At 63.2% G+C, this 16,031-nt stretch carries 12 protein-coding genes; 5 read left to right on the top strand and 7 right to left on the bottom strand.

Going from position 1 to position 16,031, the window contains the following annotated elements:
• The first annotated feature begins 20 nt into the window (after window positions 1–20).
• The gene (locus tag CUJ84_RS01150; protein ID WP_105004879.1) at window positions 21–2,531 is read left to right on the top strand and encodes a ligase-associated DNA damage response DEXH box helicase; all 2,511 of its coding nucleotides are present in this window, start codon (window positions 21–23) and stop codon (window positions 2,529–2,531) included.
• An 89-nt stretch (window positions 2,532–2,620) separates the two neighbouring features.
• Window positions 2,621–3,346 (top strand): ligase-associated DNA damage response endonuclease PdeM, encoded by a 726-nt coding sequence (gene pdeM / locus CUJ84_RS01155; RefSeq protein WP_105004880.1) that lies wholly within the window; start codon window positions 2,621–2,623, stop codon window positions 3,344–3,346.
• A 61-nt stretch (window positions 3,347–3,407) separates the two neighbouring features.
• Here pdeM and CUJ84_RS01160 read toward each other — a convergent pair whose 3' ends face one another.
• The 7 genes from CUJ84_RS01160 to CUJ84_RS01190 all read right to left on the bottom strand — a co-directional run bounded on the left by CUJ84_RS01160 (window position 3,408) and on the right by CUJ84_RS01190 (window position 12,226).
• Window positions 3,408–3,989, bottom strand: a complete 582-nt coding sequence (locus tag CUJ84_RS01160; protein ID WP_003545252.1) for a transglycosylase SLT domain-containing protein — start codon at window positions 3,987–3,989, stop codon at window positions 3,408–3,410.
• 148 nt (window positions 3,990–4,137) lie between these two features.
• Window positions 4,138–4,695 carry a dihydrofolate reductase family protein gene (locus CUJ84_RS01165; protein WP_105004881.1) on the bottom strand — a complete coding sequence of 186 codons (558 nt, stop codon included), beginning with the start codon at window positions 4,693–4,695 and terminating at the stop codon, window positions 4,138–4,140.
• Between the two features lie 227 nt (window positions 4,696–4,922).
• Window positions 4,923–5,723 (bottom strand): TIGR02186 family protein, encoded by an 801-nt coding sequence (locus tag CUJ84_RS01170; RefSeq protein ID WP_105004882.1) that lies wholly within the window; start codon window positions 5,721–5,723, stop codon window positions 4,923–4,925.
• A complete protein-coding gene (locus CUJ84_RS01175; protein ID WP_003556284.1) occupies window positions 5,723–6,646 on the bottom strand; it encodes a sulfite exporter TauE/SafE family protein in 924 nt (307 codons plus the stop codon). Before CUJ84_RS01175 ends, CUJ84_RS01170 begins: the two co-directional genes overlap by 1 nt.
• A gap of 315 nt (window positions 6,647–6,961) precedes the next feature.
• Window positions 6,962–10,741: a peptidoglycan-binding protein gene (locus CUJ84_RS01180; protein WP_105004883.1), complete on the bottom strand. Its 3,780-nt coding sequence runs from the start codon at window positions 10,739–10,741 to the stop codon at window positions 6,962–6,964.
• A gap of 330 nt (window positions 10,742–11,071) precedes the next feature.
• The gene (locus tag CUJ84_RS01185; protein WP_105004884.1) at window positions 11,072–11,437 is read right to left on the bottom strand and encodes a VOC family protein; all 366 of its coding nucleotides are present in this window, start codon (window positions 11,435–11,437) and stop codon (window positions 11,072–11,074) included.
• An 87-nt stretch (window positions 11,438–11,524) separates the two neighbouring features.
• A complete protein-coding gene (locus tag CUJ84_RS01190; protein WP_105004885.1) occupies window positions 11,525–12,226 on the bottom strand; it encodes an SDR family NAD(P)-dependent oxidoreductase in 702 nt (233 codons plus the stop codon).
• A 272-nt stretch (window positions 12,227–12,498) separates the two neighbouring features.
• On the opposite strand from CUJ84_RS01190, the gene CUJ84_RS01195 reads away from it, so the two are divergent.
• The 3 genes from CUJ84_RS01195 to CUJ84_RS01205 all read left to right on the top strand — a co-directional run bounded on the left by CUJ84_RS01195 (window position 12,499) and on the right by CUJ84_RS01205 (window position 16,030).
• The gene (locus CUJ84_RS01195) at window positions 12,499–14,295 is read left to right on the top strand and encodes an acyl-CoA dehydrogenase C-terminal domain-containing protein (RefSeq protein ID WP_105004886.1); all 1,797 of its coding nucleotides are present in this window, start codon (window positions 12,499–12,501) and stop codon (window positions 14,293–14,295) included.
• Window positions 14,296–14,435: 140 nt separating this feature from the next.
• Window positions 14,436–15,644, top strand: coding sequence for an acetyl-CoA C-acetyltransferase (locus tag CUJ84_RS01200; RefSeq protein WP_105004887.1), 1,209 nt, complete (start codon window positions 14,436–14,438; stop codon window positions 15,642–15,644).
• 2 nt (window positions 15,645–15,646) lie between these two features.
• On the top strand, window positions 15,647–16,030 hold the full coding sequence (locus CUJ84_RS01205; protein ID WP_024321009.1) for a cupin domain-containing protein: 384 nt from the start codon (window positions 15,647–15,649) through the stop codon (window positions 16,028–16,030).
• Window position 16,031: the final 1 nt, after the last annotated feature.

A 16,031-nucleotide genomic window follows, 5' to 3' on the forward strand; every position in this document is an offset into this window, starting at 1 on the left:
CGTTTCACTACTTTCAGGGCGTGGACCAGATCGATTCCGAAGCCCATACCCTGCTTCCTGCCACCTTTACCCGCTGGTTTGCGGAAAAGGGCTGGCGACCGCGCGCCCATCAGCTGGAACTGCTCGCCCGCGCCGAGGCCGGCGAAAGCACGCTGCTGATTGCGCCGACCGGCGCCGGCAAGACGCTCGCCGGTTTCCTGCCCTCGCTCACCGATCTCACCCGCCGCGGCCGGATCCCGCCCGGCTCCGCCTTCACCGGCATCCACACGCTCTATGTCTCGCCGCTGAAGGCACTTGCCATCGATATCGAGCGCAACCTGATGAAGCCGGTCGAGGAGATGGGCCTGCCGGTCACGATAGAAAACCGCACCGGCGATACGCCGAACGCCAAGCGCCAGCGCCAGAAGCTCAATCCGCCGGATATTCTGCTGACGACGCCCGAACAGGTCGCCCTGCTTCTGGCGAACCGGGAGGCCGAGCGCTTCTTCAAGGACCTGAAATATATCGTCCTCGACGAACTGCATTCGCTGGTCACCTCCAAGCGCGGCCATATGCTTTCGCTCGGCCTTGCCCGGCTGCGCCGCCTTGCCCCCGGTCTCCAGACGATCGGCCTTTCTGCGACCGTCGCCGAACCGATGGATCTGCAGAAATGGCTGGTCGGCCAGGAAGAGGGTAGCGAGCATCATGCCGGGCTCGTCGTCGTCGAAGGCGGCGCCAAACCCGATATCTCGATCCTGTCGACCGAAGAGCACATTCCCTGGGCCGGCCATTCCGCCCGATATGCCATTCCCGATGTCTACAACAAGCTCCTCGAACACAAGACGACGCTACTCTTCGTCAACACCCGCAGCCAGGCCGAAATGCTTTTCCAGGCGCTCTGGACGATCAATGACGACAACCTGCCAATCGCCCTCCACCACGGCTCGCTCGATGTCGCCCAGCGCCGCAAGGTCGAGGCGGCGATGGCTGAAAACCGGCTGCGCGCCGTCGTTGCCACCTCCACCCTCGATCTCGGCATTGACTGGGGCGATGTCGATCTTGTCATCCATGTCGGCGCGCCGAAGGGCGCCTCGCGTCTTGCCCAGCGCATCGGTCGTGCCAACCACCGCATGGACGAGCCCTCGAAGGCGATCCTCGTGCCCGCCAACCGTTTCGAGGTCATGGAGTGCCAGGCGGCGCTTGATGCCAATTATATCGGCGCCCAGGATACCCCGCCGGTCGGCCGCGGCGCGCTCGACGTGCTTGCCCAGCATGTGCTCGGCATGGCCTGCGCCGAACCTTTCGACATGCTGGAACTCTACGATGAGGTCACCAGCGCCTCGCCCTATGCCGATCTGAGCTGGGAGACCTTCGAGCGCATCGTCGATTTCGTCGCCACCGGCGGTTATGCGCTTCGGACCTACGAGCGTTACGCCCGCATCCGCAAGACCAAGGAGGGCCGTTGGCGCGTCTCCAATCCGGCGGTCGCCCAGCAATACCGCCTCAACCTCGGCACCATCGTCGAAAGCCCGATGCTGAATATCCGCATGGTCAAGCGCGGCGAGGGCGGCAGGATCGGCCGAGGCGGCGCTACGTTGGGCAAGGTCGAGGAATATTTCCTCGAGCAGATGTCACCGGGCGATACCTTCGTCTTCTCTGGCAAGGTGCTGCGCTTCGAGGGTATTCGCGAAAATGAGTGCCTGGCGTCGCAGGCATTTTCGCTCGATCCGAAAATCCCCTCCTATAATGGCGGCAAGTTTCCGCTGTCGACCTATCTCGCCGAGCAGGTGCGGGCGATGATCGCCGATCCCGATCGCTGGCGCCGCCTGCCGGATCAGGTGCGCGACTGGCTGTCGCTGCAGAACGACAAGTCGATGCTGCCGAAGCGCGACGAGTTCCTGATCGAAACCTTCCCGCGCGGCAGCCGCGGCTACATGGTCGCCTATCCTTTCGAAGGCCGTCTCGCCCACCAGACGCTCGGCATGCTGCTGACCCGCCGGCTGGAGCGGATAGGCGCCAAGCCGCTCGGCTTCGTCGCCACCGATTATTCGCTTGCCATCTGGGGCCTCGAGGATATGGGCCTGATGATCCGCAATGGCCGGCTCAGCCTCTCCGATCTCTTCGACGAAGACATGCTCGGCGACGATCTCGAAGCCTGGCTGGACGAATCCTTCCTGTTGAAGCGCACCTTCCGCAATTGCGCCGTCATTGCAGGCTTGATCGAGCGTCGCCATCCCGGCAAGGAAAAGAGCGGCCGCCAGATCACCGTTTCCGCCGATTTGATCTACGACGTGCTGCGCAGCCACGAGCCGGATCACATCCTCCTGCAGGCGACGCGGCAGGATGCGGCGACGGGACTTTTGGATATTGGCCGTCTTGGCGATATGCTGAGACGAATCAGGGGCCACATCACCCACCGCGCTCTCGATCATATTTCGCCGCTCGCCGTGCCGGTGATGCTGGAAATCGGACGCGAAGCGGTGCCGGGCGAGGCCCATGATGCGCTGCTCGCCGAAGCGGCGGACGATCTGATCGCCGAAGCGCTCGCTTGACGAGAATGGGACCTGATGAGAATTAGGGCCCGACGATTTAGGCCTGACGACGGTTTAGGCCCGACGACGATTTAGGAATGACGACCGTGATGAACCGCCTGGCGCTGGCGCGCGACATATCAGGACCGGCCGTGATGCCGGGCATCGAGACGTCGGTCCATGGCGTTGCCGCCATCTGCGATCCGCTCGGCGCCCTCTATCTGCCCGATGCCGGCCTGCTCGTCGTTTCCGACCTGCATCTGGAAAAGGGCGCAGCCTTCGCCCGTCGCGGTATGATGCTGCCGCCTTACGATACGCTGGCAACGCTGACCGTCCTTGCCGCCGTCATCTCGCGTTATGATCCGAAGCTCGTCATCTCGCTCGGCGATAATTTCCACGACCGCATCGGTTCGAAGCATCTGCCGGAGAATTTCCGCACGCTGATCGTCAATATGGCCCGCGGCCGCGAATGGATCTGGATCAATGGCAACCATGATCCGGATGGCATCGTCGATCTGCCGGGCACATCCGCCGACGAGATGCATTATGCCGGCCTGACCTTCCGGCACGAGCCGAAGAACGGCTTGCAGAGGGGCGAGATCGCCGGCCACCTGCATCCGTCGGCGACGGTGCGCCGCCGCGAAAAATCCGTCCGCCGCCCCTGCTTTGCCACCGATGGCGCCCGCCTGCTGATGCCGGCCTTCGGCGTCATGAGCGGCGGTCTCGACCTTCGCCACAAGGCGATGCACGGTCTTTTCGACAGGGCGTCGCTGGTCGCGCATCTGCTCGGCAGAGACCGGATCTACTCGGTGCGGTATGGGAATTTGCAGGGATAGCGCTTGTTATTCCAGGTCGGCGGGCTTTGCGGCTCTACCCAAAACCCACCTGGCACCAAGCTCAATCGCACTCCTGCAGCTGCCGCTGATACGTCCCTGCCATCCGCGCAAACTTCTGCGCCGTCTGCTGCAATTGCCCGTTCGAACGCCAGTCGCCGCGTTTGTATCCCGTCGGCCCGGAATAATAGGCGAGATAGAGATTATAGGCATCGTTCAGCGGAATGCCGGTCTCTACGCTGTTCTGGTAGTGATACCAGCCGATGAAATCGATCGCGTCGGCGAAGTTCGCCCGTCGCGCGGTCCAGTTGCCCGTCTGCGACTGATAGTGATCCCAGGTCCCGTCGAGCGCCTGCGAATAACCGTAGGCCGTCGAAGGCCGGGTCCAGGGAATGAAGCCGAACAACTTGGTGCGCGGCGGCCGCGCATAGGGCTGGAAGCCGGATTCGGTATACATCGTCGCCATCAGGATCGGCACGGGCACGCCGTATTTCTTCTCCGTCCGCTCGGCGGCACTCTGCCAGCTGGAGAAGAGCCCGTCGCGCTCGTCGAAGACGGCACAGATGTTCCTCGTCTGCTTCGGCGCCGTCGCGCAGCCGGCAAGCAGCGCGAGACCCACGGCGGTCAGAACGATACGAGTACGCATAACAAAACCTCTCGTTTCCGAGAGATTACTAACTCGTAAATGTTAAAAACCGGTTTTTAGTCGAATGCGAACTTCCCAGGCTGCTCTCTTGTGCGGCCAGGGATGGATACCCTGGCCTGACCACCGGGACGGCATCGCATCAAAATCCTTAAGCCTTGACGGGCTCGTAGCGCAGGATCACCGCGCCGCCCTCCGTCGTCGAGGACTCGATGAGCTTAAGCGGCACCTGGCCCTCCGCCTGTTTGAAAAGCGGATTGCCGCCGCCGAGGATCACCGGCACCAGGCAAACCCTGATTTCGTCGATAAGCCCCGCTTTCAGAAGGCTGTCGGCAAGCTCGGCGCTGCCGAAGATTAAGATCGTCTTGCCGTCCTCCTGTTTCAGCCTCGTCAGTTCGGGGATTGGATCGCTGACGACACGGGCATTGTTCCAGCCGGGCTCGGTCATCGTCCGCGACACGGCGATCTTGGCGATACCGTTCATATAGGCTTTGATCTCACCTTCGCCCTCGGCGGTCGGCCAGTAGGAGGCCATGCCCTCATAGGTCTTGCGGCCGAATACCAGCAGATCGCTTTCCCTGCCGAATTGTTCGGCATAGCGCTGCAATTCAGGCCCCCAGGCGAGATTGTGGAAGTCGATATCCCACGGCTTCGTGCCTTCGAAGTAACCATCGAGCGTCATCAGGTTCCAGACAACAAGCTTTCTCATTTCCATCCTCCTTCTGAATTGCCAACCAAGATAGAACCGGTTGCGTATAACAACTGGTTGAAAACTAGCTTGACTGATAGCAAAATGCAAGCGGTTTTTCGGGAGGCATGGATGCGCTGCCGCCAAAACATCCGAGCAAGCCGCTGCCGCCTGGCAGGCTCTTCGTGCCCGGGCGTCTTGCCGAGCCTATTTTCAGGACGAAATCCGCTTGAGCGCCTTGCGGCGGATCAGTCCTTGCGGAAGATCAGGCTGGCGCCCCAGCCGGTGATCACGGCGAGCAGCACGGCTGCACAGCCGTAGAGGATCGGCTGATCATGCGCCGCATCGGTGATCGTCTGTTCGATGCCGGTCTTGATAACCCGCAGCGGCAGCGATTTCTCGGTCACGAAAATGCCGCTCTTGAACAGATAGGCGCGCACGCTGTGCACCCCGTTCGGAATGTTTGCCGGCAGGCGCAGGCTCGCCTTGAAGAGGTTGGAGGAAACGAACCGCACGCCGCTCGGGTTGCGGTCGTAAAGGCCGCCGCCCTGCTGCAGTCGCCGGAAGGCCTCGCGGAACTCCCCGAGATTGCTGCCGTCGCCGACGAAGCCGACCGGCGTCAGCGGAATGTGGTCGATGCCGATCCCCTGATCGGTCAGGTCAAGCGGCGTCACGATGTCGTCGATCATGCGCGAACTCGACATCGAATAGGAGTGCGGCACCGCTTCGAAGGTCATCGAGCGGGTGTTCACCCAGATGCCGAAGACGCGTTCCTTCTTGCGCACCGTCGCATCCTCGCGCGGGCCTTCCAGCACCACGACCACGTCATATTGGCCGACGGCGAGCAGCAGCTGGTCGGTGTTCGAGAGCGCTCCGAAGATGGTCAGATCCGCGCCGTGGAAATCCGAGGTGATGGCGATTTCGCTGGTCGACGTGCCGATTTCCAGCCCTTCACGCACCGCCTCCGTTGCCTGCCCCGGCAGCCACTGCGCTCCGGCAGAGGCCGGCAGCAGGCAAAGCAATGCGATGACGAAAACAAGCAGGCGCATCAGTTGCCCGCTCCCATCACCACCGAATAGACATCGGCTGGCGTCACCACCAGCGCGATCGCAAGACGCACGCCGACGGCAAGCACCAGCAAGCCGAGCAGGGCGCGCAGCTGTTCGCCGCGCAGTTTTTGGCCGACGCGCACGCCGTATTGTGCCCCGATGACACCCGCCACCATCAGGATGAAGGCGAGCACGATGTCGACGGAAAAGTTCGTCGCCGCCTGCACGATCGTCGTATAGGCGGTCACGAAGATGATCTGGAAAAGCGAGGTGCCGACGACCACATTGGTCGGGATGCGCAGCAGATAGATCATCGCCGGCACCATGATGAACCCGCCGCCGACACCCATGATCGAGGTGAGGATGCCGATTGCAAAGCCGAGTGCCACGATCGGAATGACGCTGAGATAGATCTTCGATTTCTTGAAGCGCACCTTCAGCGGCAGCTTGTGCACCCAGTGCTGGTGGCCGGGCTTGCGCGGTGCGGGCGGCTCGTTGCGCGCTGCTCGCCGCATGGCATTGATACTTTCGAGCAGCATCAGTCCGCCGACAGTGCCGAGGAAGACGACATACATCAGCGAGATGATCAGATCGAGCTGGCCGATGGCGCGCAGCAGCGAGAAGATCCAGATGCCGACCGTCGCACCCGTAAGACCGCCGACCAGCAGCACCGTGCCGAGCTTGACGTCGAGCGAGCCGCGCCGGAAATGCGTGATCGCGCCCGATATCGACGACGCCACCACCTGGTTGGCGCCGGTCGCGACTGCGACGACGGGCGGGATGTTGTAGAAGATCAACAGCGGGGTGATGAGAAAGCCGCCGCCGACGCCGAACATTCCAGACAGGAATCCGACGGCCGCCCCCATGCCGAGAATGATGAAAATGTTCACCGACAATTCTGCGATGGGCAGATAGATTGTCACAGCCGACCCCGAATGATGACCGCTCCTGCCGGGCGGTTTCTTGTCACGTCCCCGTTCGAATGCGCACCATACTGTGAAATCGTTGCCAGAGGCTTTCGATCGGCCCCGTGATTAGCCATAGAGATTGGCGGAGAGATCGGTGGCAGAGGATTCGCCGGATGCGCGGATCGATATGTCCGGGCATAATCCGGCTTTTTTCAGGTTTTGTGACAGGCGACGGCAAAATTGGAAAAAGCCTTGCGGCATAGTGCCGCCAGGCGTTTTTCATTGCCCGGAACCAAGGGTCGAGAGGATCCCGCGTCGATGCGACGCGCCTTAGATCGCCTTGCCGGCCTGCTTGTTGCGTTCGAGCAGCGCCTTCACGGTCGCATCGGTCACCTTGCCGTCCGGCTCCTGGCCGACCGACTTCTGGAAGTTCTTGATCGCGGTCACGGTCTTCGCGCCCATTTCGCCATCCGGCACGCCGGCGTCGAAGCCGTTATTGTTAAGGATCGCCTGGATGTTGCGGACCGCCTTCTTCATGTCGACGCTCGCCGTCTTCGCGCCGGTGCCTGCCCATTCGTCGGGGATATCGATGGCGTTCGTGCGGTGGTCGACCGGCTCCGGCTTCCAGAGATCGGCCTTGCCGCGTGCCCGTTCCAGCTGGTCTGGCTTCATGGCTTTGGCCACTTCGTCGCGCTTCTGCGCCGCATCCTTGTCGCCGGCCTTGGCGGCGATCGCAAACCATTTGTAGGACTCTTCGAGATCCGCCGGAACGCCGTTGCCGCGCGCGCAGAGGATCGCCAGGTTGAACTGGCTGTCGGTGATGCCGAGGTTCGCTGCCTTGGTGAACCACGAGGCGGCCGTTGCATAATCCTGCTGGCCGAGCGCGCCGGAGGCGTAGAGGACGGCGAGATTGTGCATGGCGCTGGCATTGCCCTGGTTTGCCGCCTGCTCGTAAAAGCCCTTCGCCTTGGCGATGTCGCGTTCGACGCCGTTGCCCTTCTCGTACATGCTGCCGAGCCGGTACTGCGCAGGCGCAAAGCCTTTGTCGGCCGCAAGCTGGTACCAGCTCGCCGCCTGCTTCTGATCGACCGTCATGCCGTTGCGGCCGTCGGAATAACGCGCGCCGATTTCGAACAGCGCCAGCGCATCGCCGCCGCTCGCCGCATCGGCAAGCGATTTCGGCTGGACGGTGTCGGGAATGGTGATGGCCGCCTGCGGTGCGGGTGCGGGAACGAAGCCCGATGTTTCCTGTGCCGTGCCGGACGGAGCGGGAGGGGCAAAGGTCGCTGCCCCTTCGCCGTCAAGCGGTGTCATATCGGTCAGATGGTCGCCGCCGGCCGGTGGGGTTGCTTCCGGCTGCGCCTGTTCGGCAGCGGGCGGGACAGCTTCGGCTGCCGGAGCGGTCGTTCCGAGAGCGGCGGCATCCGGCTGGGCAGGTGTCGCTTCAGGCAAGGCCGGCGCCGGGTTTTCCGCAGCACCGGTCAGCGCCGAGACTTCGGCTGGCGGCTGCGGCGCGCGCTCGCCGCTCGTCAGCGTTCGGGCAAGCGGAAAGGCCATGATGGCAAGCAGCACGGCGCCGACCGCCAGCAGGATCGGCCGCCGGTAGCGCGAAAAGGCGCTGGTCTTGCCCGTCTTGTCAGAAGCCTTGCCGGCCTTGTCGGCGTTTGCGCCCTTCTTCTCGACCTTGACGGCTGCCTGTTTCGGATTGGCATCCACCTCCATCGCGGCCGCCTGCGCCGCACGGCGCGCAGCAGCGATATAATCGGCGCGATCGGTTTCGCCGGCAGGTTTGCCGCGTGCCGCACTCTGGCTGGCGCGAACCCGTTCAAGGATCTTCTTCACGTCAGGTGCGCCCGAGCCCGGCTCGAGCAGTTCGTTTGCCGCATCGGTCGGCACCACGTCGGTGGGATCGATCGACGGCGCGGGATCGATCATCGGGCGTTCGGTCGCCCGGCTCTCGGCTTTCTTGCCGGGCAGCAGCCGCTTGCCGAGGCTGGCGAGCATGCTGGCCTTCGCCGGGGCCTGTGCCCGTGCCGCTGTCGCAACTTCCGTCGTCCTGGTCGCGGCTTCGATGGCAATCGCGCTCGTTCCGCTCATGGCGGTGGCTTGCGCCGGGGCGGCAGGTTCGGCGGCGACCTCGGCCGTGCGGATAACAGGAGAAGCCTTCGCTGTCGGGGCAGCGGCCGGCGTCTTGTTCAGCTCCGCTTCGGCCACCATCAGCGCATAGGGATCGACATCGAAATCGACGTCGGCGACCGGCATCTGGGCGAGCGGCCGGCCGCGATCTTCCATGCCGTCGAGGCGATCGGCGATATGCACCAGCGTCTCGTGCAGCGCTTGGAAAGTCTTGTGTGTGCGTTCCTCGCTATCGCGGCTGAGATCCTCGAGGTGGCGCAGATCCTCGGCCAGCGCCGTCAGCGCTGACATGTCGGCGGCGGGCATGACACCCTGCGGACCGCCATGGCGCGAATAGGCTTCGACCACGGCCTCTGCCGCCTGGCGTGCCGCCTCGATGATATATTCATCGCTCGTCGCCATGTAATCTTCGATCGCGCCCATGCGCTGGTCGAGTTCGGGGGGTATTACAGCGCTTTCGCGCGGCGCGCTCATCAGTGCCGAAAGATTGGCGATCTGGTCTTCGAGGTTCTTCAGTGCACGCGGATCGGTCGGCGCTGCCGATGTGCTTTCCTCCAGCCGGGCGGCAATGTCGCTCAGCCGTCCTTCGAGACGCCGGAAGGCACTGTCGTCGACTACCGCGGCGGGTGCCGGTGCCTGCTGCTGATGAGCCATCTCGTCGATGCGCCGGGCAAGATGGTCGAGCCGCTGCGCCAGCACGTCGTTGACGGCGCCGTTCTCAAGCGCGTCGATCTTGCGGGAAATGTCGGAAAGCGTGCCGGTGAGGTCGGGCTGCGGCGCCGTCTCCTGCGTGCGCTCCAACAGATAGGAGAGATGTTCCAGCCGTTCGTCGAGCTGCGACGTCGCTTCCGCCTTCGTCAGCTCCTCGACGCGTCCCGTCAGCGCCTCCAGCCGCATCGCCAGCTCGTCGGCCGGATTCACGCGGCTGGCCGCATCATGGCTCATCAGGTCGATCTGATCGGCCAGCGCCGCAAGCCGGCTTTCCAACCGCTGCATCAGGCCCGGATCATTCGTAGTGGCCGTGCGCCCGCTTGCCGCGATCGCCCGGCTGATCTCGTCGAGCCGCATATCCATGGCGGCGAACTGTTCCGACATCACCCGGTCGTGCGGCTGGATCATATTGCCGAAATGCTCCATCGCCGTGGCGATCGAGATCAGCTTGTCTTCCAGCGCCCGAACGGCCGGGCTTTCACCCATGCCGCCGATATGGCGCTTGATGTCGTCGAGCCGATAGGCGAGCGAAACGAGCTCTTCCTGCAGCCCCTCGGTATCGAGCGCCGCAAGCCGGTTTTCGAAACCGTCCCAGCGGTTTTCCATATGGCGCAGCGAATCCTCGCGCGCCAGCCCGTCCATCAACGAGCGCAGCTCTTCGAAATCCTCGCGAAGGCCCGTGGCCTCCGGCGCGGCGGAACGGCCGGTCAGCTGGGTGATGCTCTGGGCAAGGCGGCCCATATCGGCGCGCATGTCGTCGGCGAAACGGCCGTCGCCGGCATTTGTCTTGATTTCGCGGAGCTCGGCGCGCAGCGCGTTCATCTCGCGGGTGACGCCCTCGGAAATGTCGCGCTTCAGGTCCTGCCGCAGATTGACGAGCGCCTGGGCGATCTCCGTCATCGTGTCGTCGCCGGCGCGGAAGGCGGGTGCCGGCACTGGGGCGGCGGCGCGCGGCGTGGGCTCACGAAGCTGCGGGGCCTGCTCGCGTGCATAGGGCCGCTCGCGGCTGGCTTCGAGTGCGCGCTGGCGTTGACGGATTTCGGCGAGCGGATCCGGCCGCGGCTCGGGCGGGGCCTTTGCGGGCGGGGGAGCGTGGGAGCCGGCATAAGGATCGCGCTCGGTCGGTGCCGTGCGCGGCCGCTGTTCGCGCCCGCTGCCCATCAGCCCTTCGATGCGCGCCTCCAGCCCTTCGATCGTGCGGTTCAGCGCATCGAGCGAGGTCCTGTCGGACTGTCGGGAAGGATTTGATCGCGATCCGTTCATCTTCTTGCTCGCTTCGACTGCTCGACCTCTCGTCAGAGCTCGATCTTTGGCTTTTCGTCTGCTGCCCGCGTCTCTACGCGGACCGGAGCGCATCATTCATAAGACGATAGTCAATTAGACTTTCCTCAAGCTGAACGATGTAGCGGCATCCTTAAGGAACGCGAGACTGGGAAAAGGAATGCGGATCGCTACTGCTCAATCCGCACCTTTCACGAAACGTGGTAAACAAGCCGTTAATGCCGATGAGAATTTTTTAACGGTTGTGTTCCAAACGCCGTTTTTGACGGCAATTGCCGTTCAATTCGTCAGATCGAATGGCCGCTCGCGCGATCAGGCCGGACGCGGATATTGCAGCTCGATTTTCACGCCCTCGGGGCCGTAGACGAAGACCTGGCCGAGATCGGTGTCGGGAATATCGTAATATTCGTAGCGATAGCCGCCAGCCTTGATGCGTTCCAGCGCCGGCCCGAATTCGTAAAGGCTGAAGGCGACATGGTTGAAGATGCCGGGCGGAAAATCGGTGCTGCGTGATGTCAGGCTGAGATGGATGACCGGGCGTTCGTCCAGATAGAGCCAGTGGCCGGGTGAGGGAAAGGGCGGCCGATAGCCTTCGCTAACGCCGAGCACGGCTTCCAGGAAGCCGATCATCTCATGCGCATCGCGGGTCTCGATGGTGACGTGGTCCAGGCGCGGCATTGGTATCCTCCCAGCCAGCGTTGACGGCAAAGTCTAGCCTGTTTGAAACCGCCGCGAAAGTTGCCGTGTTCGCCGCTAGCAGGGGGCTCAGAAGTTCTCCGTCCAGGGCCGGACTTCCACCTCCAGCGACCATGCGCTGCGGTGCTGGCGAAGCACGTCGATATAGGTCTGGGCGATCGCCTCCGGCAGCAGCGTGCCATCCGGCTTCTCCACCCGGTCCGGCCGGGTCTGCGAGCGTACCGCGCCGTCGATGACGAAATGCGCGACATGGATGCCCATCGGCCCGAGTTCGCGGGCTGCACTCTGGGCAAGGCCGCGCAGCGCGAACTTGCCCATCGCAAAGGGGGCCGATTGCGCAAAGCCCTTCACGCTTGCCGACGCGCCGGTGATGAGGATGGCGCCGCGGCCGCGCGGGATCATCCGCCGCGCTGCCTGCTGCACCACCAGGAAACCGCCGAAAGCGGTGGTCGCGATCGCCTTCTCGACCTCGGCGACATCGAGTTCGGCGAGCGGGCCGCGCTGCCGAGCGCTGGCATTGAAGATCACCACGTCAGGCCCACCGATTGCGGCGGCAGCCTCTTCGAAGAGTGCTGCGACGCTCGCCGGCTGCGAGACGTCTGTTGTAAAGGCTCTGGCGCCGGTCTCCTCGATGAGCCCTTGCAGCTTCTCGATATTGCGGGCGGCGAGCCCGACCTTGACGCCCTGCGCCGACAATTGCCGGGCAAGCGATGCGCTGATGCCGGAGCCCGCGCCGACGATAAGCGCGCTCTCATAGGGAAAGTCGGTCATGATGTCTTCCTCGATGAATCGTCCCACAGACGTAGGAAGTCCGAACGACTTGCGCTACTGCCCGGCCGAGACTCCGTTCCGTGATGGACAAGCAAGATGAGATGGCGTCTGCTCCTCTCAGCACTTCATGGCCCGCGGATTCGTGCTCTCGAATTTTTTCAAGAAAAGACGGCACAAGCGCAGAATTTGACGTTTACGCAAACGTCAATATTTTGTAAGACAGTGCCCAACGCCGGCGCGATCCGGTCAGTCGAATGGGAGGAATTTGAGAGATGCCAGTCTACAAGGCCCCGGTGAACGATACGCTCTTCGTCCTGAACGACGTGCTGGGTCTCGAACGCTACAACAATCTGCCGGGCTTTGCCGACGCGACCCCCGATATGATCGAAGCGATCCTCGGCGAGGCCGGAAGGGTTGCCGAGGAAGCTCTCTTTCCGCTGAACTATTCCGGCGATCAGGAAGGCTGCATGCGCCACAACGATGCCAGCGTGTCGACGCCGAAGGGCTTCAAGGAAGCCTATAAAGCCTATCGCGACGGTGGCTGGATCGGCCTTGCGGTGCCGGAGGAATTCGGCGGGCAGGGGCTTCCCTATACGCTGCATACCGCCGTCGGCGAATATACCTCCGCCGCCAACATGTCGCTGATGATGTATCCGGGCCTGACGCAGGGCGCGATCGCTGCGCTCCTCGTCCACGGCTCCGACGAGCAGAAGGCCACCTATCTGCCGAAGATGGTGGACGGCACCTGGTCCGGCACCATGAACCTCACCGAGCCGCATTGCGGCACCGATCTCGGCATGCTGCGCACCAAGGCGGTGCCGCAGGCTGACGGCAGCTACAAGATCTCCGGCCAGAAGATCTTCATCTCCGCCGGCGAGCACGACCTGACCGACAATATCATCCATCTGGTGCTCGCCCGCATCGAGGGTGCGCCCGAGGGCACCAAGGGCATCTCGCTCTTCATCGTTCCGAAATTCCTTGTCGGCAAGGACGGCGCGCCGGGCGCCCGCAACGCTGTCTCCTGTGGCGCAATCGAGCACAAGATGGGCATCCACGCCAACGCCACCTGCGTGATGAATTACGACGAGGCGACCGGCTTCCTGATCGGCGCGGAAAACCGCGGCCTCAATGCCATGTTCGTGATGATGAACGAGGCCCGCCTGATGGTCGGTCTGCAGGGCATCGCCATTTCCGAGATCGCCTATCAGAACGCCGCCAGCTATGCCCGTGACCGCATCCAGGGCCGCTCGCTGTCGGGGACAAAAGCGCCGGACAAGAAGGCCGATCCGATCATCGTCCATCCGGATATTCGCCGCACGCTGATGACCATCCGTGCTTTCAACGAGGGCGGCCGCGCCTTCCTGCTGTGGACCGCGCTCAAGTCTGATATCGCCCACCGCGCTAGCGACGAGAAGGAGCGCCAGACGGCCGACGATATTCTCGGCCTCGTCACCCCGATCCTCAAGGGCGTGATGACCGACAAGGGCTTCGATCATGCCGTCATGGCCCAGCAGGTCTTCGGTGGCCACGGCTATATCGAAGAACACGGCATGAGCCAGTATGTGCGCGATGCCCGCATCGCCATGATTTATGAAGGCGCCAACGGCATTCAGGCGCTCGATCTCGTCGGCCGCAAGCTCGCCTTGAACGGCGGCCGCGCCGCCATGGCCCTCTTCAAGGAGATCGGCGATTTCTGCGAGGAGAACCGCAGCAACGAAAAGCTCTCCTTCTTCACCAAGCATCTGAAGAAGGGCTTGAACGACGTCCAGGGCGCGACCATGTGGTTCATGCAGAACGCCATGGCCAAGCCCGACAATGCCGGCGCCGGCTCGACCGACTACATGCACCTCTTCGGTCTCGTCATTCTCGGGTATATGTGGGTAAAGATGGCGAAAGCCGCCGAGGATGGCCTTGCATCAGGCGATGCGGCTCGCGAGGATTACCTGAAGAACAAGATGGTCACCGCCCGCTTCTTCATGGAACGCCTGATGCCGGAAACCGCACTTCGCAAGGCCCGCATCGAAGCCGGCGCCGACACGATGATGGAACTGGCCGCCGAAGCGTTTTGAGACGAATTCCCTCTTCTGCCCAGCGGGGTCCGAAGGACGGGTCGAGACCGGTGGCTCGACCCAGGCAGAGGTGGCCCGTTGGGCAGAAGAGGGAAGAACGAAATTCACCGGCGCCGCCGCGCCGTCAGGGAGATGAGACAATGACCGAGGTTTTCATTTACGACCACGTGCGTACGCCGCGCGGCCGCGGCAAGAAGGATGGCGCCCTGCATGAGGTGCCCTCCGTCCGCCTCGCGGCAAAGACGCTGGAGGCGATCCGCGAGCGCAACGGGCTCAATACGGAAACGGTCGACGACATCATCATGGGCTGCGTCGATCCGGTCATGGATGCCGGCGCCGTCATCCCCAAGGCCGCCGCCTTCGAAGCCGGCTACTCCACCAAGGCGCCCGGCATGCAGATCTCCCGCTTCTGCGCCTCCGGCCTCGATGCCGTCAATTTCGGCGCCGGCAAGATCGCCCAAGGGGCTGACGACATCGTCATCGCGGGCGGCGTCGAAAGCATGTCCCGCGTCGGCCTCGGCATGTCCGGCGGCGCCTGGTTCATGGATCCTTCCGTGAATTTCCCGGCCTATTTCATGCCGCAGGGTGTCTCGGCCGACCTGATCGCCACCAAATACGGCTTCAGCAGAACCGATGTCGACGCTTACGCGGTCGAGAGCCAGAAGCGTGCCGCCCATGCCTGGGAAGAGGGCTGGTTCGACAAATCGGTCATCCCGGTCAAGGACCAGAACGGCCTGACGATCCTGGCAAGGGATGAACACATGCGCCCCGGCACGGATATGCAGGCGCTCGCCTCCCTCAATCCTTCCTTCCAGATGCCCGGCGAGATGGGCGGCTTCGAGGCCGTCGGCATTCAGGCCCATCCCGAGATCGAGCGTATCAACTATGTCCACCATGCCGGCAATTCCTCCGGCATCGTCGATGGCGCCAGTGTCGTCCTGCTCGGCTCCAAAACCGGCGGTGAGAGCATGGGCATAAAGCCGCGCGCCCGCATCAAGGCTTTCGCCAATATCGGCTCCGATCCGGCCCTGATGCTGACCGGGCCCGTCGACGTCACCGAGAAGCTGTTGAAACGATCAGGCATGAGCCTTTCCGACATCGACCTCTTCGAGTTGAACGAGGCCTTCGCTGCCGTGGTGCTGCGCTACATGCAGGCCTTCGACATCGACCATGACAGGATCAACGTCAATGGCGGCGCCATCGCCATGGGCCATCCGCTCGGCGCCACCGGCGCGATGATCCTCGGCACCGTGCTGGACGAGCTCGAACGCCGCGACCTCAACACCGCGCTGGTGACGCTCTGCATCGGCGCCGGCATGGGCACGGCAACGGTAATCGAAAGGGTCTGACCATGGGCTTCAACACCGGCACGATCGAAACCGAATATGCCGAGGTCACCGAGCACTGGTCGCCCCGCGTCATCGCCGATCTCAACGGCCAGAGCGTCAAGCTCGCCAAGGTCCAAGGCCAGCTCGCCTGGCATTCCCACCGCGACGAGGACGAGCTTTTCCTCATCTGGAAGGGGTCGCTTACCATCGAATATCGCGACCGCCCGCATGTGCATCTGAGCGCCGGTGATTTTCATGTCGTGCCGAGGGGCGTCGAGCATAATCCGGTTGCGCCGGAGGAATGCTGGATCGTGCTTTTCGAGCCGTCGCTGACCAAGCACACCGGCGATGTCGTCACCGAAAAGACGAAGACCTTAGACGCGCAGCGCAGCCATTTGCCGGCCTGAT

Source organism: Rhizobium leguminosarum (assembly GCF_002953715.1).
In the GTDB taxonomy this organism is placed as follows: Bacteria; Pseudomonadota; Alphaproteobacteria; order Rhizobiales; family Rhizobiaceae; genus Rhizobium; species Rhizobium leguminosarum_V.